Origin of the sequence: Paenibacillus sp. DMB5, from assembly GCF_001517085.1 — a bacterium.
GTDB lineage: Bacteria > Bacillota > Bacilli > Paenibacillales > Paenibacillaceae > Paenibacillus_AQ.
The window spans coordinates 1-26,626 of record NZ_LRAC01000019.1 but is presented as its reverse complement, the minus strand read 5'-3'; the positions used below and the strand labels follow the sequence as shown (position 1 = coordinate 26,626).

The following is a 26,626-nucleotide window of genomic DNA, read 5'->3' as shown; positions in this document are numbered from 1 at the left end:
CAATCCTGGGGAGGGGCCGCGGGCGGGCTGATGTGGGACAATCCTAGGGAGGGGCGCCAGGTCGGCTGATGTGGGACAATCTTGCGGAGGGACGGCTGTTCGGCTGATGTGGGGCAATCTGGCAGACGGGCCGCGGGTGGGCTGATGGAGCAATGAGGATTATTTACAACGCAGAAGTATCCAGCCCCTCTCAACGTCCGGGTTACAGACGCTGTTAGATTCATACGCCAATACACTCGTTATGACACAACGCCGCTTATTTCGACAGCATATGAGCTTTAGTCGTACATTCCGCAACCACTCCTAATAATTAGGAGTGGTTGCCTGAGTAACCGGGCATCTGGATGGTTGCAACACTCCCGTTTAGGCCAAATGACTTGAAACGGCTGACGTGCGGGAAAGTGAAAGCTACAGGAGCCTTGCCCAGGACGGCTTCGGCTGGATCAGCAAGATCAGCAGGATCAGCAGGTACGCAGGTAATACGCGTTAATCGTCGGTTCAGGCGAAAAATCAGAGCCCAGACAGGAAAAGGTCTGTTGAGCCTCTCAGTTTGACGCACCTTCCCTTTCTAGTGAAGAATCTAAGTGGAAAATCAACACTTAATTTCCCGGTTTCCCCCTGCATCCTAGAACTAAGTGGAAAAACGCCACTTAAAAGCTCCCATCACACCCCAAAAACCAAAAATCAGCCAAATTAGATGGCGAAAATCCACTTAGTTTTCTTAAACAATCCAAAAGCGACAGATTAAGTGCCTTATTTCCAACTAATCACCCGGTGAGCAGGGGAAGGAAGCTGCCAAAGAAAGATGGAGAGGATGAATGAGGGGGATGAGTGGGGGCGATGACGCGGATTGAATCTGCAAAGCGGCATGGCAGAGCGATGTGTGTTTTATTACGGAGTGACAGTGTGTATTTATTACGGAGCGATGTGTGTTTATTTATGGAGTGACAGTGTGTAAACAAGGGCCAGCGCTCCACAATCAGGTGGAGCGCTGGCCCTTTAATCTATTAATTGATTCTTCACATAGTAATGCTTGGTGCTGCTCCTTACAGTCTTCCTCCTGCTTACTCGTACTCACTGTTCCTTTCTACCTTTACCATTACTTACTCCAACTTACTGCCGCTTTCCCTGCCTGCTATCTCCGAACAGCGCCAGCAGCTTCTCCACCGTCAACTCTGCTGTGGAAGTGAGGAGAAGATCGGCTGCGCCGAGCTGCTCCCGGCTGCCGATGCCGACAGCCTGCATGCCGGCGGCCTTAATGGCGGCGATGCCGGCGGCCGCATCCTCTACACCTATGCAGCTGCGCGGCGGGACTCCAAGCAGCTCCGCTGCGGTGAGGAAGATCTCCGCATCGGGCTTGCCCTTCTGCAGCGCCGCCGGATCGGCAATGGCCTGGAACCGGCCGGCGATGCCGAGCCGCTGCAGAATCAGCGGCGCATTCAGGCTGGCCGAGGCCAGGCCGCAGGCGATGCCCCGCTGCGCAAGGGAGTCCAGCAGCTCGGGGATTCCCGGCAGGACATCTGCCGGTGTCAGCTGCTCCAGCTGCTGCCTGTAGCTGACGTTCTTCTTCTCCGCCAGCGCCAGCCGCTCGGCGGCCGTGAGCTTAAGCGGGCTGTCCTCCAGCACAATGTCAAGCGACTCCTTGCGGCTGACACCCTTCAGCCGTTCATTCTTCTCCCGGCTGAACGGGATGCCCAGCTCATCGGCCAGCGCCTGCCAGGCCTGATAGTGCAGCTCGGCGGTATCGGTGATAACGCCGTCCAGATCAAAAATCACCGCCTCCAGCTGCCGGGCCAGCAGCAGGCTTACCGGCTGCTGCGGAAGCAGCAGCACAGGCTGGCCGCGGTGCTTAATCTGCAGCCCGCTGCCTTCCAGCAGCGTATAAACCGCTGCCTCGCCATCGATGCTGACATCGAGCAGTTGGCTACCTGCGGTAACCTTAAAGCGGAAGCTCTGCCACTGCTCCGGCAGCGCCGGATTAAAGCACAGCATGCCGTCCACCTGCCGCAGGCCGCCGAACCCGTTCACGATCGACATCCACGATCCGGCCATTGCAGCCATATGCAGACCGTCCTTGGCGTTGCGGTTAATATCGTCCAGATCCATTCGCACTGTACGGTCGAAATAGCCGTACGCCGCAGCCAGATTGCCGATCTCCGCCGAAATAATACTGTGTATGCAGGGAGACAGCGAGGAATCATGGGTCGTCAGCGGCTCATAGTATTGATAGTTCCGGATTTTATCAACCAGACGGAATTTATCTCCTAGCAGGAACATGGCCATGACAAGGTCAGCCTGTTTCAGCACCTGATGACGGTAGATCACCAGCGGATGAAAATGCAGCAGCAGCGGATATTTATCTGCAGCCGTATGCTCAAAATCCCATTTCCGCTTACTCAGGAAGGTGTCATCCTGGGCATAGATGCCCAGCTCCTCGTCAAAAGGGATAAACATCCGGTCAGCGGCTTCCTTCCACATTTCCGCTTCCCCGTCAGTTAAACCGATCGCCTGACAGAGCCGTCCGTAATCCGCCGGATACTCCAGCTTTAACAGCTGGACCGTCTCATAGGCATAGTTAAGCTGATCCTGAACCATCAGATTCGTATAGGCATTGTTATTAACAATGGCCGTATACTCATCCGGTCCTGTGATCCCGTTAATACAAAAGGCTCCGCCGCGCGCCGGGTTGAAGAACCCCAGGTCTGCCCAGAAGCGCGAGGTCTCAAACAGGATTTCTGCTCCCCGGCTGACCAGAAACTCTACATCTCCTGTCGCCTGCACATACTGTTTGATCCCGTAGGCAATATCGGCATTAATATGCGCCTGGGCCGTTCCTGCCGGGAAGTAAGCAGAGTTCTCGCTTCCGTCAATGGTGCGCCATGGATACAGCGCACCTTTCTGTGACAGTTCGGCCGCCCGCTCCCGCGCCTTATCCAGCGTGGCATAGCGGAATTCAATCAGCTTGCGGGCAATCTCCGGCTGGGTGTAGGTGAAGAACGGCAGCATGTACATTTCCGTGTCCCAGAAATAATGCCCTTCATACCCTTCGCCGGTCAGGCCCTTGGCGGCAATGTTGGTCACGCCGTCACGGCCGGTGGACTGCAGCAGCTGAAACAGATTGAAGCGGATGCCCTGCTGCAGCGCCGGATCATCCTTGATCTCCACATCAGTGTGTGCCCAGAACTGATCAAGATAGGCGCGCTGTTCATCTGCAAGCCCGTTAAAGCCGCAGCCTTCCGCCATCTCCAGCACACCGGCACTCCGGTCCCGCAGCTCCTCCTCCGGGTAATCCTTCGAGGTGTGGTACGTTATATATTTGGTCAATATAACGGTTTCCCCGCACTGCACCTCGGCTGCATAGCCGGCCGAGATGCGCTGGCCGCCCAGCTGCGCGCCAGCACGCGGCCTGACGCCGCCTGCAGCCTGTGGCTGGCCGCCGTGTACAGCGCAAAACGCGTATGCCGCGTACGCTGCCGCATCCAGAGCACCCCAGCGGCTTCATCATAGCCGCTGTCCTCTGGCAGCAGGCTCGGCTCGGCGCGCCGGAGCCGAGCCGCGGATCAGCGCTGGCCTCGGCACGGCGGATTTCCCCGTCCAGCGCCGAGACAAACTGCAGCGTGCCGGCGAAATTCAGCGCCGTCACGGCGTAATCAATCGCGGCCAGATGCTTGTGCCGCAGACAAACCATCCGCCGGATGACCAGCTTCGCACGGTGCCCGGCGGGCGACTCCCATTCCACCTCGCGGTGCAGCAGGCCGGTCTGCATATCCAGCCACCGCCGGAAGCTGTGCACGTTGCCTCTATCCAGCCGGAACGCATGACCCTCAATCTCCAGCCCGATAATCCGTGCCTCCGTCACATTGAGCATCGACTGGTTGACCGCAGGCAGCCCGTAGGCACCCTCCGGGTATACAATCGGCTCCGAGTCGTAGAATCCGTTCAGATAATTGCCGGCCACCGTGGTGCCGGCCGCCCCGTGATAGCCCTCCTCGAAGTTCCCGCGCATCCCGATATATCCGTTGCCCAGCGCGAACACACTCTCGCTGCGCTGATTATGCTCCTCCTCATAGGTATCCTCGCCCAGACTCCATTCCCGGTACGGGTACAGCGCGGGCGGATGCTCATACGGCTTCATCTTCATGACTGTCCTTCTCCTCCATTCGCAGTTAGCCTTTCACGGAACCACCCATCAGCCCTCTGACAAAATACTTCTGCAGCAGGAAGAAAATCGCCAGCGGCATCAGCATCGAGATAAAGGCGGCCGAGGTCAGCAGATGCCAGTCGTTGCCGCGCGAGCCGACCAGATCGGCGATTTTCATCGACATGACCTGCACCGACGGCTGGTTGCCGATAAAGATCAGCGACACCAGGTAATCATTCCACACCCAGAGGAACTGGAAGATGCCAATGGAAGCCAGCGCCGGAACGGACAGCGGCAGAATAAGTCTGCTGAATATGGTAAAATGGCTGGCACCGTCAATAAACGCCGACTCAAACAGATCCTTGGGCAGCTGGCTGATAAAGTTGTACATGAAATAAGTAACCAGCGGCAGGCCGAAGGCGGTATGCGCCAGCCAGATCCCGAGATAGCTGCCGTTCAGCCCCAGTGCCGTGTAATCCTTCAGCACCGGAATCAGCGCGACCTGAATCGGAATAACCAGCATCGCAATAATGATGACGAACAGTGTTTTGCGGCCGGGAAACCGCAGCCAGGCGAAGGCATATGCGGCAAAAGAGGCAATCAGCACCGGGATGACAGTCGCCGGCACGGCAATCGTCAGCGTATTCCAGAAGGCCTGGGATAAGCCTGTGCCCTTTTGCTTCGTTTCACTGCCGTCCGCTTCCTTCAGTGTGTACTCTTTTCCGGACAGGACATTGTTGTAATTGTCGAGCGTCAGCTCGGGTACCGTTTCCCAGCCCTGCTCCTGCACATTAACGGTGCGCGCCCGGCGGTTTTCCCAGATCAGGCGGCTGTCGTCCGCCTTCACACCCGCTTTTAACTCATCATCGCTGTAGGTCTTGCCGTTCACCTCAATCGGTTCACGCAGATCCACATCCTTGGACAGCTGCAAGGTCTCGCCTGCCGTCCATTCCTGATGGGGGAACACCTTCCACCAGCCGGTCTGCAGAATATCTGCCGCCGGACGGAAGGAGGAAATAAACAGCCCCAGTGTCGGAAGCAGCCAGAGGAAACAGATTACGCCAAGGACGATGTTAACGAGGGTCTTGCCGCCTTTTCTTTTCTTTTTACCGACCATTTAGAATCCCCCCTGCTTGCGGAACTGGCGCAAATTAATCAGGATGACAGGCAGTACTGCGATTAGGAGCACAATGGCCAGCGTCGAGCCGTACCCGAAATTGCGGTACATGAAAAACTGCCGGTAGAACTGTGTCGCAACAACCTCTGTATCATATTGACCTCCCGTCATCACCATGACGACGTCAAATATTTTCAAAGTAAACACAATAATGGTGGTGGTCACCGTCAGAATGGTGGTGGAAATGAACGGTATCATAATGCCGAAGAAAATCTTGATTTCACCGGCGCCGTCAACGCGTGCGGCCTCCAGAATATCGTCGGGAACCCCTTTGATCGCCGCCGAAAAAATAACCATCGCAAATCCCGTCTGCATCCAGATCAGAATAATGATGAGGAAAAAATTGTTCCATGGCTGCAGCATACTCGTCCATGCCTGCGGTTCACCCCCGAAAAAGGTGACCATCGCATTCAGCAGTCCAATCTGCTCATCCCCCGGCTGATAATAGTAGACAAACTTCCAGATGACGCCTGCAGCCACAAAGGAGATAGCCATTGGCATAAAAATGATGGATTTGGCGATTTTTTCGTAGCTGCTGCGGTCGGCCAGAATGGCAATAAGCAGCCCCAGGCACACACAGGCCAGCGTTCCGACAAATACCCACAGCAGGTTGTTGCGCAGCGCGGTAGCCATCAGCCGGTCACTGAAGATCGCCGCATAATTGCCGAAGCCCACAAACTTTTCCGAGGAGGCGTTAAAAAAGCTTAAATACAGTGTCCGCAGCGCAGGCAGGATCAGCAGCCAGCCAAGAATAAGCACAGCCGGTCCGACGAAAATAAACGGCAGCACCCTCCGGCGGATGTGATCCGGATACTGCTCAGCCGCCCAGGTCAGGGTGTAGTAGATCAGATAAACGCCCAGCACGCCCCACAGTACAGCCAGCACGGCAGTCAGCAGCGGATTAAGCGTGGAGTCACGGAAAAAGAGGAAGATCAGCCCGTTCACCACAATGTTCGCCAGCAGCACACCCAGTGATAGCAGCACTGCCCTGACGCTGATTTTCTGCTTGGCCTGCGTACCACTAACCCCAGGCTTTGCTTTTATTTGCGCATCCATATTAGCTCCTCCTACTCCTATAAGACAAGTAGAAACGGCCATGCGGTCCTTTAGGGACGGTAACCGTTTCTGCGAGAAATAGCGTTAAACATATAAATTCTTATATTTAGAAAAAGAGAGGCAGGCTGCAAGCCTCTGCTGTCCGCCCCTCTTCATTGTGATAGTCTTTCCTGCAGCCCGCCGTGTCCGGCCTTAGTTGTTCCAGCCCGACTGAATCTGCTCCAGCGCCTGATCCAGTGTGGCCGTACCGCTTACATAGTCCGTCATGCCCTTCCAGAACGTACCTGCACCCACCTTGCCCGGCATGAGGTCAGAGCCGTCAAACCGCAGGGTCGAAGCGTCCTGCACCAGCTGCGCCATCCGCCGGTCAGAATCGGACTGGTACCAGTCAAGCGGAGCATCATTCATTGGGGCAATTACGCCGCCTGACTGCACCCAGCTCTTGATGGACTCGCCGGTGGTGAAGAATTCCATAACTGCACGCACTTCCGGACGGTCGTTGAACATCGCGTAGATGTCACCCGCTACAAGTACAGGCTTGCCGTACTGCTCATCGATCGGCGGCAGGTAGAACCAGTCATAATCCGCATCCACCTTGGCCGTTTCCGGGAAGAAGCTGGTGATGAAGTTACCGATCAGGTTGAACCAGGCTTTTGGCGGATTGTCGAACATTGGCTTCGGCGCATCGCCAAATGCGGTTGTTACGATGGATTTGGTACCGCCGTATACATAGTCCTCGTTAAGCCAGATCTTCGACATTATCTCAACAGCATTCTTTACTTCAGGAGAGGTAAACGGCAGCTCACCGCTGACCCATTTGTCATAATTCTCAGGCGATGTTGTGCGCAGCATGATATTTTCGACCCAGTCTGTTGCCGGCCAGCCGGTGGCTGCACCGCTCTCAATCCCGATCGCCCAGGCCGGATCGCCGTCCTTGGCAATCTGCTCGGTGAGGGCCATCAGCTCATCCCACGTCTGCGGAATCGTATAGCCTGCATCGTCAAACTGCTTTTTCGGATACCAGACGAGACTCTTCACATTGCTTCGGTTCCAGATCCCGGCCATAATCTTGCCGTCCTTACCGTCCATTGTGGACATATCCAGCCAGCTCTGGTTGTAGTTGCCCTTGAGCTTCTCCTGATCCAGTACCCCGGTCAGGTCCACCACCTTGCCGGTCTTGGCAATGGAGGCGAGCAGCCCCGGCTGCGGAAAGTCGGCGATATCCGGAGCATTGCCGCCGTCAACACGGATATTAATGGTAGCTTCGAACTCCTTGGAGCCCTCATACTGGATGTCGATTCCGGTCTTCTCCTCAAACTCCTTGATGCTGCTCTCAAATTTCACCTGGTCAGCGTCTACGAACGGCCCGAACATCGTGACCTTGGTTCCTTTGTATTCACCCTTCATCGCCAACTCAAGCGGAGATCCGGCAGCCGCAGGCTCTGCAGTAGGTGTCGTTTCCTTGTTGTTATCAGCAGCAGGTGCTGCCGTTGCTGCCGGCGAATCGGTTGGGGCCGCATTATTGCTGTTGTTTCCGCCGCATCCGCTCAGCATCATTGTGAACGATAAACACAGCACCATCGCAAGTGACAGCTTACGTCCTGGAGTCTTTTTCATTTGTACATACATCCCCTTATAATTGTATTTAGAGATTGCATCAGGCTCCGGCCTCTTCCGGAATCCGCTCCGTACAGCTGCTGATCCACCTCCTTGCAAAGGTTTTCAGAATGGGCTAAACTATTTTATTTGATTCTTGAATGATACCTTGGCTGATGTTGCAAATAGCTTCTACCAGCCGCTTTTTGATCATAAACATTGCTGTCCGTGTAATTGTAGCGCTTACATTTCCATATTAGCATATAATGTATGCGTTTCCAATAATGTTCTTCGGATTCGTTTGTCTTTTTTGTTTTTGAATTTTTATTATTTACGAATTCTGAAGCAGAAGGAGGTATTCACATTTTTATCCGTGCCAGAGTTAAGATAAAAGCTTGTGAAGAGTGAGGAAACGGTTTACTTTAAGCGGTCATTATTGCGGTATAGGGTATGAAAAGCTTTTCACATTAAGACGGAAACAGCCAGGCCATCGGATTCACGATAACTGCAGCGGCGTTTCATGGGTATGCGGTTACGCTTATTTTTCCCGTGAGGATTCTCTTACAATCAGCTTATGCTCCATTTGTTCTTTCATTACAGCAACATTGCCTGTGGTCAGCAGTTCATGCAGCTTCTCTGCGGCCCGGTAACCAAGCTGGTAGATCGGCTGTGCAATTGTCGTCAGCTTCGGAATGAACATCCCGGACATCCGCAGATTGTCGAACCCGATGACCGATACCTGCCCCGGCACCAGAATATTGCGGTCCTTCAGATACGAAATCGTCCCCATCGCAAACTCATCGGCTACACAGAATACGGCGCTAAGCTCCGGGTACTCACTGAACAGCTCATGCGCTGCCTGGTAGGCATGCTCGAAACGGTGGTTGGCGTATTTGATCTTGCCGGTATTCCGCTCCAGGCCGAATTCTGTCAGTGCTCTTACGAACCCGGCAGCACGCGGCGGCCCGGACACTGAATTATCGTGATTGAACCCGATCATCCCGATCTCCTTGTGACCCAGCTCGATCAGGAACTTCACAGCATCATAGGCGGCAAGCTCATCATCCACCTCGACGGAGGGAACTTCGTATTCGTCGGAATGTGAGGATACCAGCACAAACGGAATTCTGAAGCCCGTCAGCTTCTCATAATATTCCGGGTGCAGCATATCACTCGCGAACACAATTCCATCCACCTGCTTCTCATGGAACGTATCCATGTAAGACAGTGTACGCTCCATATCGCGGTCGGTGTTGCAGATCATCAGACTGTACCCGAGCTTGATGCAGGCATCCTGCATTCCGCGGATTACTCCGGCAAAATACAGGTTCTCAATGTCCGGTATCAGCAGACCCAGCGTATTGGATTTCTTGTAAATCAGGCCGCGCGCAAACGCATTCGGCTGATACTTCAGCTCCTTGATGGCCTCTATCACCCTGTTCCGCTTGCTCGGCACGACAGTCTCAGGCGCATTCATCACACGGGATACCGTACTGATCGACACCTCTGCCATTCTGGCGACATCTCTAATGGTTGGTTTCATAGACTAACTTCCTTTTTTAGAAAAGCTTTTCAAGGCGATTATAGCAGTGCCTTCGCCAATTTACAATAACAAAAATATAGCGCTTTCATAATTATTTTTTTGTGGGATTCAGCCTTTAATTGAGTTCCTGCAAGGGATGTTCATCCTCATCCTCGCGGTTTTTAGCTGTATACACCCGGATCGAGTCCATTTTCTGCAGGCTTATTTTGAAAAGCTTATCAGACAGCTGCAAAATAGGCGGACTCGCCTCCGGTTAACCCTCAATTGGTTCCCCATCATAAGCTCGCCTCAATAAGTCCTCCTCAATATGTAGTTCTGCAATATTTTTGCTGCACTCACTTCCCGGCTGACACAAACTTACTTAAAGTGTGTAAATATTATTATTTCATGTTATAATTTCAGGGTAGATTTATTTATAGCTGCAAATACTGCTGTAAGCTCATAAATTGCTCAATTCTCATCACTGGAGGGATTATTGTGAAGCAACTGCGGGATATTCCAATCTCCGTGCTGGACCTTGCCCCGATTATAGAGGGCGGAACAGCGGCGGATTCACTGCAAAATACACTGGATTTGGCACGCCACGCTGAAGAGTGGGGGTACCTCCGCTACTGGCTGGCGGAGCATCATAATATGACCGGCATTGCCAGCTCGGCCACCTCTGTCGTCATCGGCCATGTGGCTGCCGGAACTTCAAGCATCCGCGTAGGCTCAGGCGGAATTATGCTCAGTAATCATGCACCACTGATGATTGCCGAGCAGTTCGGAACGCTGGAGTCGCTGTTTCCCGGGCGGATTGATCTGGGCCTCGGCAGAGCGCCAGGCTCCGACCAGGCTGCAGCAAGAGCGCTGCGTCGCGGCCTCGGCAGCGACGGCAGCGAATTCCCTGAGCAGCTAAGCGAGCTCAGAGCCTACTTTGACCCGAACGGTGCCGGTTCGCGCCCCCTTGGCGTGCGTGCCACGCCGGGCGAAGGGCTGAATGTGCCGATTTGGCTGCTTGGCTCCAGCGGCTTCAGCGCCCAGCTGGCCGGCAAGCTGGGTTTACCGTTCGCTTTTGCCAGCCATTTCGCTCCGGACTATCTGCTGCCGGCACTGCATCTGTACCGCAGCAGCTTCAAACCGTCGGCTGCACTCGACAAGCCGCATGTTATGGTCGGCCTCGGCATTACTGCCGCCGATACAACTGCGGCCGCACGCTGGCTGGCCACTTCCCAGCAGCAGCAATTCCTGAACATCATCCGGGGCCGTACCGGCAAGCTCCAGCCTCCGGTTGATGACATGGAGCCGCTTTGGTCGCCGCAGGAAAGAGCCATGCTGCTTGATAAGCAGAAATACTCCATTGCGGGGGATAAAGCCTACATCAAAGAGCGCCTTCTGCAGATTCTTGAAGAAACCGGTGCGGATGAATGGATCATCGCCTCTCAGATTTACGATCATACCGCACGGCTCCGTTCCTACGAATTAGTAGCAGAGCTTATTAAAGAAAGCTAAATCAGCATTATCTCAAATGAATCAGCAGGACAATGATGAAGTAATGGAAACTCTTTAAGTTACCATCAATCATTGTCTTGCTTTTTTATATTTTGCTGCTAATTATGTTCTCAATAAAATACACTAAAACAAGTGAAAACCAGAGAAATAATTATAACGGGGCAGTTACACAAAGGAAACTATTTATAAACTGCTTTAAAAAACTTATTTTAAGTATATAAGCGTATTTTTAACGTTTTTAATTATCATATTTATTGATTATACTGTAATTATTCGTTATAACGAACATACATACTTTAGCATTAAACATCTGGCGTGATTTGTATTCAAATTCATAATTCAAGGAAGCTCAGTGGTAGTAGTACTCCAAAATACCACTCATTTCGACAGATCTGCAAGAATTAACGGTTAACGGGCGGTTTTTTGTCGAGATGCGCGGGAGCAGCGGGGAGTTCCAGAAGAAAGGGGGCGGCGGGTGAAAGGGAAGGTTCCTATCGCTATAATTGGCGCGTATATTTTATTAGTGATAACCGGTGTTGTATGGCATGCCGGAGGAGTAAGCGCTGAGGATACGATCAAGCTTACTGTTAACTCGCAGATAACAAGCACAACGGCGATGAACAATATGCAGCCGGGAGATGCAGTTTCGTCAGAATATACGGTTATTAACGAAGGATCGGAGCGGTTTGACTATTTTGTGGACTTCAAATTTGTTTCAGGAGACGCCGAACTGTATGATATCCTGCAAATGAAGCTGCAAAAAGAGGGAGTAACGCTCTACTCAGGAGTAATGAGCAAAGCTGAGGGAAGAGTGGCCATCGGCACACTCTCGGGAGGAGGCCGGGAAACCATCCATATGGATGTCGTTTTCCCTGTTGAGGCAGGAAATGAGTTTCAGGGCAAGGCCGTCAGTGTGGCCTTTAACTTCACTGCTTCTGCTGTTCCGGAGCCGACACCAGGACCTAGCCCGTCGCCTTCCGTCTCACCTGAACCGTCTTCAACAGCCAGCCCGGCCCCTTCTGCCTCACCGGATCCTACTGGAGGGCCTGTCAATACGCCTGAGGCGACTCCAACAGCAACTGCGACTGCAACGGCAAGTCCAAATCCGACGGCAGCACCATCCCAAACTCCGGATGCCACCGCTTATCCGGGAGGAGTTCAGACTTCTGTGCCATCGGCTACTCCATCGGCTACACCTGCAGGCATTGAGGTGACTGTCACAACTCCGCCTGTTCCGCTGGGCGAGGGAGATGGGGATAACGGTGAAGCTGCACCGACTCCGGACCCGGGCAGTATGGATGCCGGAAGTACCGCAGCACCTTCTCCGGATCAGGAGGTCGTTATCGGTGATGATGAGCTTCCGCTCTCCGGACCGGAAGGCGGCGATGAACTGCCTGATACTGCAGAACCTTGGTATAACCTGATTCTGATTAGTATGGCGGTTGCTATAGTTAGTATCATCCTGCTGCGCAGACTGAATTCGAAGAAATAACAAAGGCTGGAGGAGAGAGTATGAAGCAGCGTCCGGGGATTCTCATTGCCGCCGTGCGTCTGATCTTCATACTCTCTTTGTGCGTGTTGCTGTACTCAGCGTTCCAGATCCTCAAAGCACCGGCTGAAGCCCGCGAGGCACTCGAAGAATGGGACAAAAAGAGGGAGGAAGCCCTGACGCCCGTCATTCAGGAGGAGGAAACCCCTTTACCTCCAAGCATGGTCTCTCTCCCCCCGGTAACAAAAAGTAGTGAGCCGGAGTATACCGACGGGGAGATCATCGGGGAGATTTATTTTCCGGCGCTGGAGCGTAGGGTCGCAATTCTTGAGGGTACGCAGCGCGCGCAGCTGAAAAAAGGCGCAGGGCATTATGCAGGGAGCGCAGCAATCGGTGCAGACGGTAACAGCGTACTCGCCGGACACCGGGATACCGTATTCCGCGGAATCGGAAGCCTTAAGAAACATGATTTAATCGAAGTAGAGACGGTGGACGGAACATTCATTTATGAGGTGACCGGCAGCACGATCGTAGACGGGGAGGAACGGGGAGCGATCAAGCCGAGCAGCACCCCCGTGCTTACCCTAATCACCTGCTATCCGTTCGGCTATGCCGGTCCGGCGCGAGCGATATCTATTGTCTGCTTCATTGGTCAAAAGGAAATAAAGTGCTGCAGCAGAACGGAACCGGGCCGCGGACATATGCCCCATCAGGCAGTCTCCCTGCAAAAGATGAGTCCCCGCCCGGAACATGATAATATAGTACTGCGGCAAGCAGAAGCAGCGGCTGTACCGGCTACCCCGGGCAGCCTGTTTTTGCGGCAATGATCAGGCTCAGGTATAGGGTATCCTATACTTATATGTTTTTAGATGAAGAGGAGATGACCTACCCATGAAGGATGAACTGATTAAGCGGTTTGTGTCGTATGCACAGATGGATACCCAGTCCAATGAGGAGAGCGATACCTGCCCGTCTACCCCGGGGCAAATGGAGCTGGCCCGCAAGCTGGTGGACGAGCTGCAGCAGCTTGGATTAACAGAGGTTACGGTGGACGAGCATGCTTATGTTATGGCGACCTTACCTGCGAACACAGACAAGGATGTGCCGACGATCGGATTCCTGGCCCATCTGGATACGGCAACTGATTTTACCGGAGCTAACGTAAAGCCCCAAATCGTCGAAAATTACGACGGCGGCGATATTGTGCTGAACAAGGAGCTGAATGTTGTTTTGTCTGTAGACAGCTTCCCGGAGCTGCCTGAATACAAAGGGCATACGCTGATTACCACAGACGGCACAACGCTTCTTGGCGCAGACAACAAGGCCGGAATCGCTGAAATTATGACCGCCATGGCTTACCTGATCGCTCACCCTGAAATCAAGCACGGTAAAATCCGCGTGGCCTTCACCCCGGATGAGGAAATCGGACGCGGACCGCATAAGTTTGATGTTGCCGCTTTTGGCGCCTCCTATGCTTATACTGTAGACGGGGGACCTGTCGGCGAGCTGGAATATGAAAGCTTCAACGCTGCTGCCGCCAAAATCACCTTCAAGGGCGTCAACGTCCACCCCGGAACCGCCAAGGGGAAAATGGTGCACTCCTCCAAAATCGCGATGGCCTTCCATCTCAGACTGCCTGCCGGCGAAGCGCCTGAATTCACAGACGGCTATGAGGGCTTCTACCACCTGATCTCCATGCAGGGAACGGCGGAGCAGAGTAAGCTGGCCTATATCATCCGTGACTTTGACCGTGCAAGCTTTGAGAACCGCAAGGCGAATATTTCCGCCATTGTTGAAGAGTTCAAATCCACCTACGGCGATGAAAATGTGCTGCTGGAGATGAACGACCAGTACTACAACATGCGCGAAAAAATCGAGCCGGTCCGCCATATCGTCGACATCGCCCACGAGGCGATGGAAAACCTCGGCATCACACCGGTAATCCGTCCTATACGCGGCGGCACCGACGGCTCGCAGCTGTCCTATATGGGACTGCCTACGCCGAATATTTTTACAGGCGGGGAGAACTTCCACGGCAAATTTGAGTATGCTTCGGTCGATGTCATGCTCAAAGCTGTAAATGTAATCGTGGAAATCGCCAGACTGTTTGAGCAAAAAGCTTAACCGCCACTTGGGGTGTGGCAGGTGGTTATAGCGCCGGTTGCTGGTGCGGCAGGCGGTTTCCATAATTGCACTAATAGTCTGAGTTACAGTCCAAGCGGGTTGGGGCTGTTGGGCGCGGTTATGGTGGTTACGGCGGCTACGGCGTTTGAGTAGACCAGAGGTTACTAGGGCTGCTGCTGCATGCTGCACAAATTGCAGTAGTTACGGCAGGCTGTCCAAATCCCGGTTAGTTAAAGTAATCTGGCAGTTGCTGGAGCAGGTACGCATGTGTGGCAGCTGTGGCATGTATGGTAGCCGTGGTAGTCAGCAGTTTTGCAGGATTTTCAGATGTATAGCTCCTGTTAGCGGTATAAAACAGCCCCCGGGAAAAGCGGATGCTTTCAGCCGGGGGCTGTTTTGTGAGCTTATTTACTTTCCGAGGAGCTCCATCTTTTTACGTCTGTTACGCGGTTAGCTTAAGTCTGGCGGGAGCCCCTGCACCAGGGGATATAACTATGCTGGAGCACCTGTAAGGAACCTAGATCGGTGTGCCGTCTGGCTACAAGTGCCGCCAACAGCTCCATTAAAGGGATTTTTCCCTTTAATTCGGCTCTTTCGGGTCGCCATCGGCACCATTAAAGGGATTTTTCCCTTTAATTCGGCTCTTTCAGGCCGCCACCAGGCGCCATTAATGGGATTTTTCCCTTTAATTTGGCACTTTCGGGCTGTCAAAGGCGCCATTAAAGGGATTTTTCCCTTTAATTCGGCACTTTCAGCCCGCCCAGCAGCGGACGGCACCAGCTGGCCGCCACCTGAGCCTTAGCGCCGACGCCGGCCGGTGTGCGGAAAAAAGCCATCCCCGCTTACTGCCCCTTAAGCGGCAGCCAGCCCGGCGTGTTAACAAGCGCGCCCCACAGCGGGTCCGGGATGACCAGCTCAGCCTGGGCTGTCGTATCCAGCTCCGTCGCAATGTCGCCGGCGCGGCCTTCGGTCAGCTTCTGCACATAGTCCGGATCGATCAGCAGCGGACGGCCGAGCGCCACCAGTTCAATGCCGGTGTCCAGGCTCTTCAGCGCATCCTCCGGCTTATACAGCGAGCCGACACCGATGACCGGAACGGCACCGCCCACGCGGTCGACGATCTGCTCGATTCTAGGCCGCCCGTCTTCCGTGCCGCGGCGCGGCAGCGACCACAGCTCCATAAGCGAAGCATGCAGGTAGTCAAGCCCCTCTTCCTTGAGCGCATCAATCAGCGCGAACGTCTCGGCCATTGTTATTCCCGGTGTTTCCGGTTCTTCCGGAGAGAAGCGGTAGCCGACAATGAACGGAGACGAGGCATACTCGTTCACAACACGCTTCACTTCACGCAGGACAGCAAGCGGGAAGCTCAGGCGCTTCTCCAAGCTTCCGCCCCAGCGGTCTTCCCGGCGGTTGGAGTGCGGCGAGAAAAACTGCTGCAGCAGATAGCCGTTCGCGCCGTGAATCTCTACGCCGTCGAAGCCGGCTTCGATAGCCCGGCGGGTTGCCGCACCGAAGTCTGCGATAATCACTTGAATCTCTTCATCGGTCAGCGTACGCGGTACAGGTCCGTGTCCGCCGCCCGGCAGCTCTGACGGAACATCGCTGGCGCTGACGGTCTGCCCGTCCGGCAGCAGCTCCGGCGGACACTGGCGCCCTCCGTGGAAAATCTGCAGAACGGCCTTGGCGCCTTCGCCCTTAATCGCAGATGCCAGCTCGCGTAGGCTCGGGATCAGCTCGTCGCGGTCAGCGCCGAATTCCCCGTGGAAGCCCTTGCCGCCCCGGCTTACATAGACACAAGCTGTAACAACCATACCGGCGCCTTTGGAGCGGCGGATATAATAGTCAAGTTCCGGCTTAGAGACCGTACCGTCCTCATTAGAAGAAAAGTTGGTCATAGGCGCCATAACCACGCGGTTGCGCAGAGTGATTCCATTATTAAATTCATACGAGTCCAGCAGCGGACGATAATCAGTTTGCGGCATCTTAGACAATCCCTCCATTATTTGTATCTATATTCCTTACATCTTGCCCGTGCACCGGTTAACAGTGCAATGCTATTCTCCAGTCTGGCTGTTATTCTTCCAGACAACATTGTTCCCGTAATCCTTACCCCAGTCGTACATCATCCGAAGCACCGGCAGCAGGCTTTGTCCGTAATCCGTCAATGAGTATTCTACTCTCGGCGGGACCTCGGCATACACTTTTCTCAGCACAAGCTGATCTTCCTCCAGCTCGCGGAGCTGGTTGGTCAGCATTTTCTGCGTGATATGGGGAATGAGCTTCTTCAGCTCACTGAAGCGCTTGGTACCCTCAAGGCCCAGATGCCACAGGATGATCAGCTTCCATTTGCCGCCGATAACGGCAAGCGTAAGCTCCTTCTCGCAGTTAATTTCCTGCAGATTGATACGGTCTTTAATTTCCGTTGCCAAGGTATGCGGCCCCCTTTCATTCCTACTTATCATACTACAAAACACCCGGCCCCCGCACATCACCGACATCCCCTCAGTATTTACACCTCATCTAAACCGCCGCTGCATCACGCCGGACATGCCAATAAAAGCATAAAGACCGCAGGCTCAAGGCCTGCGGTCATCACTCACATAAATCCGGTTACTCGGTAACCAAACTTCCCTGCAGGTTGGCTGCACTGAAGTCAGGCTGTGCTTCAACCGTAGTGTCACCCGCAGCAATCGCTTTTTCCAGCGCTGCATTGTAACGGGTATTCAGATCCTGAATCTCCTTGTCCAGGTCTCCGCCGGTAAAGATGTATCTGTTGAATACGTCCATTTTCTTGGTTCCTTCCAGACGTCCTTCAGTAGCACCAAATGGAGTAGCCGGATAGATTCCATCAAACTTAGTCGGCAGGAAGTACTCAATGCCCGCGATATCCGGAGCTTTGGCCGCAGCAGCTACAGAAGGGATAACGGAGACACCGTATCCGCCTTCCTGATAGGCGATCTGCACATCATCGCTGTACATCCACTCGATGAACTTCCAGGCTGCTTCCTTATGCTCGGAGTCCTTGCTCATCGCCAGGTAACTGCCGGAGATAACCTGGCTCACACCGTTCTGCTGGCCGTCAATCGTCGGCGGCAGTGCCGCTGCCCAGCGGATTTCGGTCGGGAACTGGGTTTTGTACACGCTTGGTTCTACAGAATGGTTGAAGTACATGCCGATTTTACCTTGGGCAAACTGCGCACGCAGCGGGTCAATATCAAGTGACTCGGAGCCAGGCATCATACTGCCGTCTTCAACGATCTGGCGCAGTGCCTCAAGGGTTTCCTTGTACATGCCGAAATCGAATTGCCCGGTCTGGAAGTTGAAGCCCTCCTGTCCTTCGGCCTTGCTCAGGGTTGTAATCGGATGAGCGATCCGCTCAAAGCCGCTGCCGCTCTTGAAGTTGCCGGCCATGCCGTAAGCGCCGATGTCCTTGCCCGCTTCGGTAATCTTCTTGGCATCCTCAACCATTTCCGCCAGTGTAGTCGGAGGCTCAGTAATACCGGCTTTCTCGAACAGGTCCACGTTGTAGATCAGACGCCAGAACTGGCCGATATTCGGCAGGGTGTAGATTTTACCGTCAACGGTATTCTTTTCATTAATAAGGACGTTCTCGAACCGGCTCTTCATTTCCGGAGTAATATATTCGTCGAAAGACTCAAGGTAGCCCTTCTTCACCCATGTAGGCACGTTGCCTGTATCCACACGCAGAATGTCTGGCGCCTGCTTGCTGGAGAACGCGATATCCACGGACTGGGCATAGTTGTCGGCCATAACTTTAAATTCAATATCCACATCAGGGTTAAGCCCCTCGTACTCACTGATTTTTTGCTCGATAAAATCGGAATCATGACGGTCGATGGACCAGTAAACCAGCTTGGTCTGTTCAGCAGCAGCAGCGTTGCCGCCCTCCGCCTCAGCATTTGTATTGGCGGATGACGAGCATCCGGCCAGTGAACCCGCCAGCAGCAGCGAAGCTCCGGCCAGCATCAAGTGATTTTTTTTCATCTAAAAAAACCTCCCTTTTCTTTGTGTAATCGCATTCATTTCATATAAAAATTATAAAATGACTGCCCTGATGTGAGTGAAGGGGAAAACAACTATTCAGGGGAGACGAAATCACTGTTTCCTCGCTGTACGGCCGAACTGTACTTTGATCGGAAGTCGGTGGGGGTCATCCCGGTGTATTTTTTGAATAACTCGGTAAAATAAGGCCGGTCCTCATAGCCCAGCGAAACGGCGATATCCTGCACCTGCATGCCCTCAAGCACCAGCTCCTTGGCCTTCTCCATCCGGCGGCTGATGATATACTGGGCCAGAGTCATGCCCATCTCCTTCTTGAACAGGTTGGAAAAATAACTCGGGCTGAGATGCACCTCTCTCGCACAATCGGCAACAGACAGGTTTCGGTGCAGATTGCCGTTGATATGGGCGATGGCCCGCTCCACCAGCACGCGCGCATCACTAGTCTGGCGGATTTGCACATAGGAGCAGCCCTCGCGGCAGAAGTCGCGGATCTGCCGGCGCAGCTCCTCAAAGGAGGCAGCCCCGTTCATCTCGGCCAGCTTTTTCTCAAGTGTCTTGACCTCGGTATCCGAGGCTTTATCGGAAAAGACGCGGTGGATCGAATGGGCCAGCTCCAGACACATCGTTTTGACGATGGCCGGGTCGGGCAGCACGGGAGCGCTCAGCCATTCGTTCCAGATTCCCTCCAGCTGCTCCTCCGCTTTGGCCAGATTGGCCGAACGCAGGCAGTAGAGCAGCTCCTTTTCTTTATCGTAGGAATATCTGGGCAGTGCGGCATCCGCCTCCGGCGATTCCACATAGCGGTAGACACTGTTGCCCCCGGTCAGAAACGTATTCGTCAGTGCAGACATGGCCTGGGCATAGGATACCGACAGCTGTCCGGCCTCCTCAACGCCGCCGCCCAGTCCGATCGACACCGTCTGGTAGGTATGCTTGCAGACATTCTCGCGGCATTTCTCGGCCAGCTGCTCCGCATCCAGCGAAGACGGCGGGTTCATGACAATGACGAACTGATTGACATGCTCACGGAACACGATGCCCTGGGTATAAGCAGCGACTGTCTCCTCCAGAATATTCTGCACCGCAAAGCGGATCAGCTCCACCTCTGACACGGCCATCGCAGCTGTACGTTCCGCAAAAAATCAATCTCCGCCACCATCACACAAAAATCCCCGCGCTTCATCTTAATTGCGTAGAAATCCCACTGCTGGCTCAGATGCTGCTGCCTGCTGCCGTAACGGATCAGCAGCCGCATGTATTCCTGGCGCAGATAAGGCATGCTCTCCCGCAGCTTCTGCTCCATTCCCCGCATCTGCTCGGCCTGGGAGCGTTCGCGCTCCAGCACCTCTTTGGCCTTCAGGACCGATTCCATCACCTGCGGCCGGGTAAACGGCTTGACGATCAGGTCGAACGCTCCCAGCTTCACCGCCTCCTGGGCGTAAGAGAAGTCGGAGTAGCCGGTCAGAAAAATCAGTTTGATCTCCGGCTGCTCAGCCAGAATCGTCCGCATCATCGCCAGCCCGTCGGTAAAGGGCATGCGGATATCGGTCAGTACAATATCAGGCCTGTGCTTGCGGATCTCCACCAGCCCTTCCTCCCCGTTGGCCGCCGTTGCGGCTACAGTAATGCCGTGCTCCTCCCAGGGAATCCGCTGGGACAAGCCCCGGACAACGGCTGGAATATCATCAACGATGCATAATTTAATGGGTTCAGCGTGCTTCAGGATAAACGCCACCTTCCAATGGGATTGAGAGAACCGCTTCGGTCTCGATATGCGGACGGCTGCGGAACAATAGCCCGCCCTCCCTGCCGTAATAGATCTGCAGACGGCTGCAGATATTGGTCAGGGCATAACCTCCGCTGCTGACGGGCTCCTTCAGCCGGGCGTTCAGCTTGTCCGCGTCCATGCCCGCCCCGTTGTCGGTGACCCGGATTACAAGCTGCCCGTCCTCTCGGGTCACGGCGACTGTTATCCTTCCCCCGCCCCGCAGCTCCTTCAGCCCGTGCAGAATCGAATTTTCAACCAGGGGCTGGATAATAATCTTCAGCACAGGCAGATCCAGCAGCTCCGGAGCGGCTGTAATCGTATATTCAAACAGGCCCTCATAGCATTGCTGCTGCAGGTTCAGGTACTGGCGGACATGCTCCAGCTCCCGGCCCAACGTGGTAATCTCCTGCCCGTTGTTCAGGCCGAGCCGGAACAGTGCGGACAAGGAGATCACCATCTGCTTCACATCCTCATATTCATCCATTTCACATTTCCAGAAGATCGTATTCAGCGTGTTATATAAAAAATGCGGCTCAATCTGCGCCTGCAGCGTTTTAATCTCCGCCTTGCGCTTCTCCTTCTCCGTATCCTTGACCTCTACAATCAGCTCACCGATCCGGTCCAGCATCTGGTTGAATTTGCGTCCGGCGTCCCCAATCTCATCCTGGAACGGGCTCTCGAAGCGGGCACCCAGATCCTCCTGCTCGACCCGCGACATTGTTTTCTGCAGCTTCAGTAGCGGCCCGAGCAAGAGGGCCGACAGGGTTCTGGACAGCAGCAGGGCAATCACGATGCAGCCGGCCATAATCATCACCACCAGCCACTGGATGCTGCGGACAGGCTGCAGCAGTTCCTTCTTGGACAGGTAGCTGACCAGCAGCCAGTCGTCCGCATAGCCCGATTCGGCATAGCTGACCAGCATGGTTCCGCCCCCGGCCGAATACTCGAAATTCCCGCTGTCCTCCTTCAGCAGCCGGTTCATGAAGTCCTCCGAGCGTGACCAGTCCGGACGCTCTTTATCCCCGAAGACACTGTCTCCCGACCTGTTGATCAGCATGAACTTGGCACTTCCGAGACTCGCGCCGCCGCTGACCGTATCTTCAAGGATATCTTCCTTTACATTGACGGCGAGAAACACATCAGGCACGTAATTCTCCGTTAGCGGCTGCAGCAGCAGGGAGATGACCTGATGCTCTCCGGCAAACAGCTCGTCCGGGTGGCTCTCCACCCAGTTCGACTCCGGATTCTCCCTTATCCGCTGATACAGCAAAGACTCCATAAATGGAGTCGCTGTTCTACGCAGATTACCGGCGGAATAGAAATCTCCGCCGGGCGTACTGATCAGAATCGATTCAATGGAATTTTCCGTCAGCTCCGCCTGGGTAAAGGGGTTCTGCAGCACGGAGAAATTGGCAAAGTACCGGTCTGTATTATTCGCTTGTACATCTCTTATTGTCTGCTTGTATGCATCACTCAGCATAATGGTTGAGGAAGCTACAATGATCTGTTTCAGCTTCTGGTCGAGCACATTCACCGACTGGTTCAGCACATTCCGGTTCAGGTCGGTGGAGTTGCGCTCCATTGCCCGCGAAGCAATCGAGTAGGCACCCAAACCGGTTATTGAGATGCAAAAGACGGTCAGTGCGGTGAATGACAGCCATATTCTTTTTTTGAGTGAGGTCCGGTACAGCCAGGCCTTTAGCATAATTCCCCATCCTTTATCGGCTGGCTGTCCGGAGCGTGTAGGTCACTTTAGCCCTTAACGGAACCAGCAGTCATCTGCATGAATGATTTATTGGCAAAAATATAGACGATAATCATCGGCAGCATGGACAAGCATGCACCGGCGAGCATCAATTGCGGCTGGGCCGCATCCCCGACGCCGTATTTCAGTCCGGCCAGACCTACGGTCAGCGTCTGCAGGGCCGGCTGGGTCATCGTAAAGACCAGCGGCAGGATGTATTCATTCCATGCACCGCGGAAGGTCCAGAGCGCTGTTACGCCCAGCGCCGGAGTCAGGAGCGGCAAGATAACACGAAGTATACGCTATAGAAGTTGCAGCCGTCAATAAACGCCGCTTCGTCCAGCTCCTTCGGGATCGCCCGGACAAAGCCGATCAGCATGAAGAAGGCCGTCGCATGGGCGCTGATCAGGATGATGATAACGCCCCAGAGCGATTTTTGCAGATGAAGTGCGACCATAAGGTCGAATTGCGGACGGAGTACAACAGCACCGATGGAAATGAACAGGGTGCAGGACTGGATGATCACATACAGCCGTTTTCCGTAGAAATCCACCCGCGCCACCGCATAGGCGGCCATTGTTCCTATCAATAGAGTTCCTATCGTTGTAAAGGTACTGATGAACACGCTGTTCCAGGTGAACCGGGCAAAATTAGCCGAAGTCCAGGCCTGAGCGTAGTTGGAAATTTTCCATTCCTTCGGCAGCAGCGAGGTTCCTGTCGTCAGCTCCAGATTCGATTTCATGGAGCCGAACATGGCCAGAATAATAGGGAATAAGGCAAAGGCTGCTACCAGCAGCAGGAAAATCCACAGCAGGACCCGGGACAGCACGGCTTTGGTCTTGACGTTACTCGCAGGCGCCGAGGCCAGCTTTGTTTCCGCTTGAAATGTGCTCACTGTTCATTCTCCTCTCTTTTAATAGATATCATTCAGTTTCTTGGAGACGTAGAAGTAAATCAGGGTAATCAGACCGACGATAACCGCTGTTGTAAAGCCTACCGCGCTTCCGTAGCCGAACTGCTGGATGCTCGAGCCTCCGCTTGATACCGGGAAGAACAGCTTGTACAGATAGAGGTACATGACTTCCGTTTTGCCGTAAGGTCCGCCCTCCGTCAATACCATAATGCTCTCGTAGCCCTTCAGCGATACAGTGATCGCCAGCATGATAATCATCTGCAGCACAGGTCCCAGCATGGGAACGGTGATGCTCCACATTTTGCGCAGCGGTCCCGCACCGTCGATGGAAGCCGCTTCATACAGATCCTCCGGAATGTTCTGCAGCCCCGCGATAAAGAGCAGCATATAGTTTCCGACCGCGCCCCAGATCGCGATAATGATCGCTGTCAGCAGGGCGTATTTGGCACCGAGCCAGTCAATGGGAGCGGATACAATTCCGGCACCCATCAGCAGCTGGTTCACCATGCCGTTATAGGAGTTGAAAATAACATAGAATACGATCGCCATGACCGATGCACTGATTACGGTAGGCAGGAAGTAGATCGCCCGCAGCAGCTGGCGGCCCTTCAGGGCACGGTTGAGGATTACGGCAAGAATAAAGGACAGCGGGATCGTAATAATCAGCTTGCCGCCCGCGTAGATGAAGGTGTTGACTACGGAATGCCAGAAATCCTTATCCCGCAGCAGCCGCTCGAAGTTATCCAGTCCGATGAAGAGCGGGGTTCCGAAGCCCTGATAATCATAGAACATATACTTGAGCGCCCAGAAAATCGGGTACACCCCAAAAATCAGCGTCAGCAGCAGGCTGGGCGCAACAAAGGTCCAGGCGTTTATTTGACGTTTCGTTTCATTCATTGATTGTTCCTCCTGTCTATTCGGCTTGCGCTTATGTCCTAATGATACGTCCCGCATCCGATAGACAGTTAGGGAGAAAGCGACTGCGCTAAGGGGGAGAAATTCACTTTTTCACCGGAAGTCCCACCATCAGCTGCCGGAACATAAGCAATTTCAGTCGCTTTCTCCCCTCTCATGTAATTGTTTATCCATCCCGGGTTCACAAGCCGTAAAGGTATACTTATGGAAGAGAACAGAGACAGACTGGATACAGGAATGGATTATCAATTACGGTGAACAGGGAGGCCTCAATCTACCAATGAATTCAGCATATAAAAGTACAGAAGAAATCCGCCCCTTCGGCTGCTATGATCATGGGCAGCTGGATGAAATCCGCAGCAGAATAGAACGTATCCCGGCAGCCGCACAGGAATACGCCAGACAGCGGGAGCTGTCCGGGCAGTTTGCCGCGCGCGAGGCAGCCGCCCCGCTTCACCGGCTCGGCGTGTTCCGGGTCGAGCCGTTCGTCTTCAAGGTCCCGGCCGGGGCGGCCATGCTGAAGCTGTCCGTGCATATCCGGGGCCGGGGCGTTGCCCGGATCGGCGGCGTACGGCTGACGCATTCCCAGCTCGGCCTGCCGGTCACGCTCCGGAACGGCAGCCTCCGGCTGGGGCTTGACGGCTGGACGCAGGAGCCGGGAACCGGCAGCAATATCCGGCTGGAGCAGCTGCCCGGCGGCGGGAGCGGCCTGCAGCCCTCCGGCGTGACGCCGGCGGACGGTGCAGCTGAGGAAGAGTTCCGGTGCGTACGCATCCGGAATGAAGCGGAGGACAGCCTGGCGGTGCTGCGCTATGAGGAGCTGCTGCCCGTATCGGCCGGCGACTATTACGGCATTCAGACCGAGCTGAGTCTGGAAGCGCCGCTGGTTAACGGCGGGATTGCTGCCGGCATTGTCTTTATAGATGCTGCGGGACAGCCGCTTGGCGAAGAGCTGGTCTCGCCGCTCTTTAACCGGCACACGCTGACCAACTGGGCCTATCTGCTGGAGGCGGCAGGGGCGGATGCCAACCTGTATATGATTACAGGAGAAGAGCAGTACGCCGAGCTCACCAAGCGCAAGCTGCAGTACATGCTGGCCGATATGCGGCAGGGCATGGATATTTTCCGGCGGGACGGCTGGCATGACGACGACACCTACGGTGCGGTTCATATCGGCCGCGGGCTGGCTGCCGTTTCTGTTATCTATGACCAGATTGCCGCAAGTGCAGCAGTCTCGGCGGAGGAGTCGGAATCACTGCTGGCTAATCTCCGCTACATTGCGGCGATGATGATGGACACCGCCTACTACCGGTTCGATCTGCCCACCTTCCCTGACGAGAAGGGCGGCATGCGCAGCAACTGGAATGCCGACCGGGCAACCGGGCTTGGCGTATATGCGCTGCTCTTTCCGCAGGAGCCGGAAAGTGCCGCTTATCTGGAGCATGCCTGCTCCGTAGTGGACTGGCAGCTGGCGGAGGTGGTTGACGAAGACGGGGCATGGCCGGAGAATGTCCGGTACCACGGCGCGGTGCTGCACCGGTATTTCCTGTTCTTCGTGCTGCTGAAGCGTCTGAAGGGCACCGATTACTTCCGCCATGCCAAGGTAAAGGCGATGTACAGCTTCCTGCTCGGCATCGTGACGGCAGAAGACGTTATCCAGGGCAGTGCGGACGGCGCCCCCGTTCTGCTGACCCCGGCCGTCGGCGATGCAACGTGCAGGAAAAATGGTTCCGCCTACTCGGCTACGCCGCCCCATTCTATGCGGAGGAGGATCCGCAGCTGGCAGCGGAAATGGTCTGGACCTGGAAGCGCGGCGGTGCACCGGTCCAGGATACCGGCGCGTTCCCGCTGCCGCTGGTCGCGCTGCTCTATCCGCAGCCGGAGCTGCCGGAGCAGATGCCGGAGCTTCGCTCCGTGCATTATCCCGGCATCGGCTATGTCATCTTCCGCAGCGGGGAGCAGAACCTGCAGCATTATGCCATCTACGAGGCCTCCCCGCTGACCTATCACGCCCATCATGATGAAGGCCATTTCTCCATCTGGGCGAATGGGGTGCCGTTGACGCTCGATGCAGGGACCGGCGGGTATTACAACGGGGACCGGCACTGGTATGTATCCGGTGCGGCGCACAATATTGTCCAGTTCGCTGACGGCTCCGGCGGATACACGGACGGCCCGCTGAAAAGCGTCTGCCGGGAGGTCAGCTTCACGGAGGAGCTGGATTATGCAAGAAGCCTCATCCCCAATGTACACGCCGGCGAGTATGAGCGGCATTTCCTGTACATTAAGGCAGGCTTCGAGGCTTACCTGGTCTGGGACCGCATTGATGGAGCAGCGGAGAGCGTCTGGAATCTGCATACGCTGAGCACCGGTGCAGAGATTACGGAGCAGGCTATTGATACCTCGGGCCTCGGCGGCATGCGGTTCCTGGCGCAGATCGCCGAGCCGCGCCGCCCGGCCATCACAGCTGGTAGAGGCGCGGTCGGCGGAGGGTACCCGCTGGCGGTGCAGCAGCACTTCCGCGTGCACGGCCGCGCCGGCGAGGACTACGTCGTGCTGCTGCAGCCGCACGCCGAAGGAACGCCAGAGCTCCGGCTGGAGCCGCTGGCGCCGAAGCCCGCTGACGGCGTGCGGCTGTATAAGCTC

General features: G+C 54.8%; 19 protein-coding genes and 1 pseudogene. 6 read left to right on the top strand and 14 right to left on the bottom strand.

Going from position 1 to position 26,626, the window contains the following annotated elements; all coding sequences use genetic code 11:
- Positions 1–1,113 precede the first annotated feature (1,113 nt).
- From pgmB to AWJ19_RS04910, 6 genes are all read right to left on the bottom strand, one after another.
- Positions 1,114–3,324 carry a beta-phosphoglucomutase gene (gene pgmB, locus AWJ19_RS04935; RefSeq protein ID WP_241781607.1) on the bottom strand — a complete coding sequence of 737 codons (2,211 nt, stop codon included), beginning with the start codon at positions 3,322–3,324 and terminating at the stop codon, positions 1,114–1,116.
- Positions 3,221–4,141 carry a hypothetical protein gene (locus AWJ19_RS36270; protein ID WP_068721953.1) on the bottom strand — a complete coding sequence of 307 codons (921 nt, stop codon included), beginning with the start codon at positions 4,139–4,141 and terminating at the stop codon, positions 3,221–3,223. The genes pgmB and AWJ19_RS36270 overlap by 104 nt, the downstream gene beginning before the upstream one ends.
- 25 nt (positions 4,142–4,166) lie before the next feature.
- On the bottom strand, positions 4,167–5,258 hold the full coding sequence (locus AWJ19_RS04925) for a carbohydrate ABC transporter permease (protein ID WP_068721952.1): 1,092 nt from the start codon (positions 5,256–5,258) through the stop codon (positions 4,167–4,169).
- A complete protein-coding gene (locus AWJ19_RS04920; protein ID WP_068721951.1) occupies positions 5,259–6,374 on the bottom strand; it encodes a sugar ABC transporter permease in 1,116 nt (371 codons plus the stop codon).
- Positions 6,375–6,566: 192 nt separating this feature from the next.
- Positions 6,567–7,991 (bottom strand): ABC transporter substrate-binding protein, encoded by a 1,425-nt coding sequence (locus tag AWJ19_RS04915; protein ID WP_068721950.1) that lies wholly within the window; start codon positions 7,989–7,991, stop codon positions 6,567–6,569.
- 517 nt (positions 7,992–8,508) lie between these two features.
- Positions 8,509–9,513 carry a LacI family DNA-binding transcriptional regulator gene (locus tag AWJ19_RS04910; RefSeq protein ID WP_068721949.1) on the bottom strand — a complete coding sequence of 335 codons (1,005 nt, stop codon included), beginning with the start codon at positions 9,511–9,513 and terminating at the stop codon, positions 8,509–8,511.
- 474 nt (positions 9,514–9,987) lie between these two features.
- Between AWJ19_RS04910 and AWJ19_RS04905 the strand changes: the two genes are divergently transcribed.
- The 4 genes from AWJ19_RS04905 (at position 9,988) to pepT (ending at position 14,617) form a co-directional block, all read left to right on the top strand.
- Positions 9,988–11,004 carry an LLM class flavin-dependent oxidoreductase gene (locus AWJ19_RS04905; RefSeq protein WP_068721948.1) on the top strand — a complete coding sequence of 339 codons (1,017 nt, stop codon included), beginning with the start codon at positions 9,988–9,990 and terminating at the stop codon, positions 11,002–11,004.
- A gap of 475 nt (positions 11,005–11,479) precedes the next feature.
- The gene (locus tag AWJ19_RS04900; protein WP_068721947.1) at positions 11,480–12,496 is read left to right on the top strand and encodes a hypothetical protein; all 1,017 of its coding nucleotides are present in this window, start codon (positions 11,480–11,482) and stop codon (positions 12,494–12,496) included.
- Between the two features lie 20 nt (positions 12,497–12,516).
- Entirely contained in the window at positions 12,517–13,320 is an 804-nt protein-coding gene (locus AWJ19_RS04895; RefSeq protein WP_068721946.1) for a sortase, read from the top strand.
- A 64-nt stretch (positions 13,321–13,384) separates the two neighbouring features.
- Positions 13,385–14,617 (top strand): peptidase T, encoded by a 1,233-nt coding sequence (pepT, locus tag AWJ19_RS04890; RefSeq protein WP_068721945.1) that lies wholly within the window; start codon positions 13,385–13,387, stop codon positions 14,615–14,617.
- Between the two features lie 842 nt (positions 14,618–15,459).
- Here the strand turns inward: pepT and AWJ19_RS04885 are convergent.
- From AWJ19_RS04885 to AWJ19_RS04855, 8 genes and pseudogenes are all read right to left on the bottom strand, one after another.
- A complete protein-coding gene (locus AWJ19_RS04885; RefSeq protein ID WP_068721944.1) occupies positions 15,460–16,599 on the bottom strand; it encodes an NADH-dependent flavin oxidoreductase in 1,140 nt (379 codons plus the stop codon).
- A 72-nt stretch (positions 16,600–16,671) separates the two neighbouring features.
- Entirely contained in the window at positions 16,672–17,046 is a 375-nt protein-coding gene (locus AWJ19_RS04880; RefSeq protein ID WP_042200203.1) for a helix-turn-helix domain-containing protein, read from the bottom strand.
- Positions 17,047–17,227: 181 nt separating this feature from the next.
- Positions 17,228–18,622 carry a sugar ABC transporter substrate-binding protein gene (locus tag AWJ19_RS04875; protein WP_068721943.1) on the bottom strand — a complete coding sequence of 465 codons (1,395 nt, stop codon included), beginning with the start codon at positions 18,620–18,622 and terminating at the stop codon, positions 17,228–17,230.
- Positions 18,623–18,714: 92 nt separating this feature from the next.
- Complete coding sequence (locus AWJ19_RS33830) at positions 18,715–19,758, bottom strand: helix-turn-helix domain-containing protein (protein ID WP_082707700.1); 1,044 nt, start codon at positions 19,756–19,758, stop codon at positions 18,715–18,717.
- The gene (locus AWJ19_RS33825; RefSeq protein ID WP_157889943.1) at positions 19,734–20,375 is read right to left on the bottom strand and encodes a response regulator; all 642 of its coding nucleotides are present in this window, start codon (positions 20,373–20,375) and stop codon (positions 19,734–19,736) included. Before AWJ19_RS33825 ends, AWJ19_RS33830 begins: the two co-directional genes overlap by 25 nt.
- The gene (locus tag AWJ19_RS04865) at positions 20,350–22,113 is read right to left on the bottom strand and encodes a sensor histidine kinase (RefSeq protein WP_068721942.1); all 1,764 of its coding nucleotides are present in this window, start codon (positions 22,111–22,113) and stop codon (positions 20,350–20,352) included. Before AWJ19_RS04865 ends, AWJ19_RS33825 begins: the two co-directional genes overlap by 26 nt.
- 47 nt (positions 22,114–22,160) lie before the next feature.
- Positions 22,161–23,020: pseudogene (locus AWJ19_RS04860) on the bottom strand (carbohydrate ABC transporter permease).
- A gap of 45 nt (positions 23,021–23,065) precedes the next feature.
- Positions 23,066–23,962, bottom strand: a complete 897-nt coding sequence (locus AWJ19_RS04855; RefSeq protein ID WP_068721941.1) for a sugar ABC transporter permease — start codon at positions 23,960–23,962, stop codon at positions 23,066–23,068.
- Between the two features lie 298 nt (positions 23,963–24,260).
- Here AWJ19_RS04855 and AWJ19_RS35595 point away from each other — a divergent pair, with 298 nt between their 5' ends.
- Positions 24,261–25,982, top strand: coding sequence for a hypothetical protein (locus AWJ19_RS35595; protein ID WP_068721940.1), 1,722 nt, complete (start codon positions 24,261–24,263; stop codon positions 25,980–25,982).
- Positions 25,895–26,626, top strand: a 732-nt coding sequence (locus AWJ19_RS35590; protein ID WP_198536467.1) for a heparinase II/III family protein, incomplete at its 3' end; no start/stop codon positions are given. The genes AWJ19_RS35595 and AWJ19_RS35590, both read left to right, overlap by 88 nt.

What these genes read in the sequence shown, in the direction of transcription:
- AWJ19_RS33830 (WP_082707700.1), bottom strand. Translation starts at nt 19,758, where the DNA reads ATGGCCGTGTCAGAGGTGGAGCTGATCCGCTTTGCGGTGCAGAATATT.
- AWJ19_RS04855 (WP_068721941.1), bottom strand. Translation starts at nt 23,962, where the DNA reads ATGAATGAAACGAAACGTCAAATAAACGCCTGGACCTTTGTTGCGCCC.
- AWJ19_RS04885 (WP_068721944.1), bottom strand. Translation starts at nt 16,599, where the DNA reads ATGCCGCAAACTGATTATCGTCCGCTGCTGGACTCGTATGAATTTAAT.
- AWJ19_RS36270 (WP_068721953.1), bottom strand. Translation starts at nt 4,141, where the DNA reads ATGAAGATGAAGCCGTATGAGCATCCGCCCGCGCTGTACCCGTACCGG.
- AWJ19_RS04915 (WP_068721950.1), bottom strand. Translation starts at nt 7,991, where the DNA reads ATGAAAAAGACTCCAGGACGTAAGCTGTCACTTGCGATGGTGCTGTGT.
- AWJ19_RS35595 (WP_068721940.1), top strand. Translation starts at nt 24,261, where the DNA reads ATGAATTCAGCATATAAAAGTACAGAAGAAATCCGCCCCTTCGGCTGC.
- AWJ19_RS04920 (WP_068721951.1), bottom strand. Translation starts at nt 6,374, where the DNA reads ATGGATGCGCAAATAAAAGCAAAGCCTGGGGTTAGTGGTACGCAGGCC.
- AWJ19_RS04895 (WP_068721946.1), top strand. Translation starts at nt 12,517, where the DNA reads ATGAAGCAGCGTCCGGGGATTCTCATTGCCGCCGTGCGTCTGATCTTC.
- AWJ19_RS04910 (WP_068721949.1), bottom strand. Translation starts at nt 9,513, where the DNA reads ATGAAACCAACCATTAGAGATGTCGCCAGAATGGCAGAGGTGTCGATC.
- AWJ19_RS04925 (WP_068721952.1), bottom strand. Translation starts at nt 5,258, where the DNA reads ATGGTCGGTAAAAAGAAAAGAAAAGGCGGCAAGACCCTCGTTAACATC.
- pepT (WP_068721945.1), top strand. Translation starts at nt 13,385, where the DNA reads ATGAAGGATGAACTGATTAAGCGGTTTGTGTCGTATGCACAGATGGAT.
- AWJ19_RS04865 (WP_068721942.1), bottom strand. Translation starts at nt 22,113, where the DNA reads ATGCTAAAGGCCTGGCTGTACCGGACCTCACTCAAAAAAAGAATATGG.
- AWJ19_RS04875 (WP_068721943.1), bottom strand. Translation starts at nt 18,622, where the DNA reads ATGAAAAAAAATCACTTGATGCTGGCCGGAGCTTCGCTGCTGCTGGCG.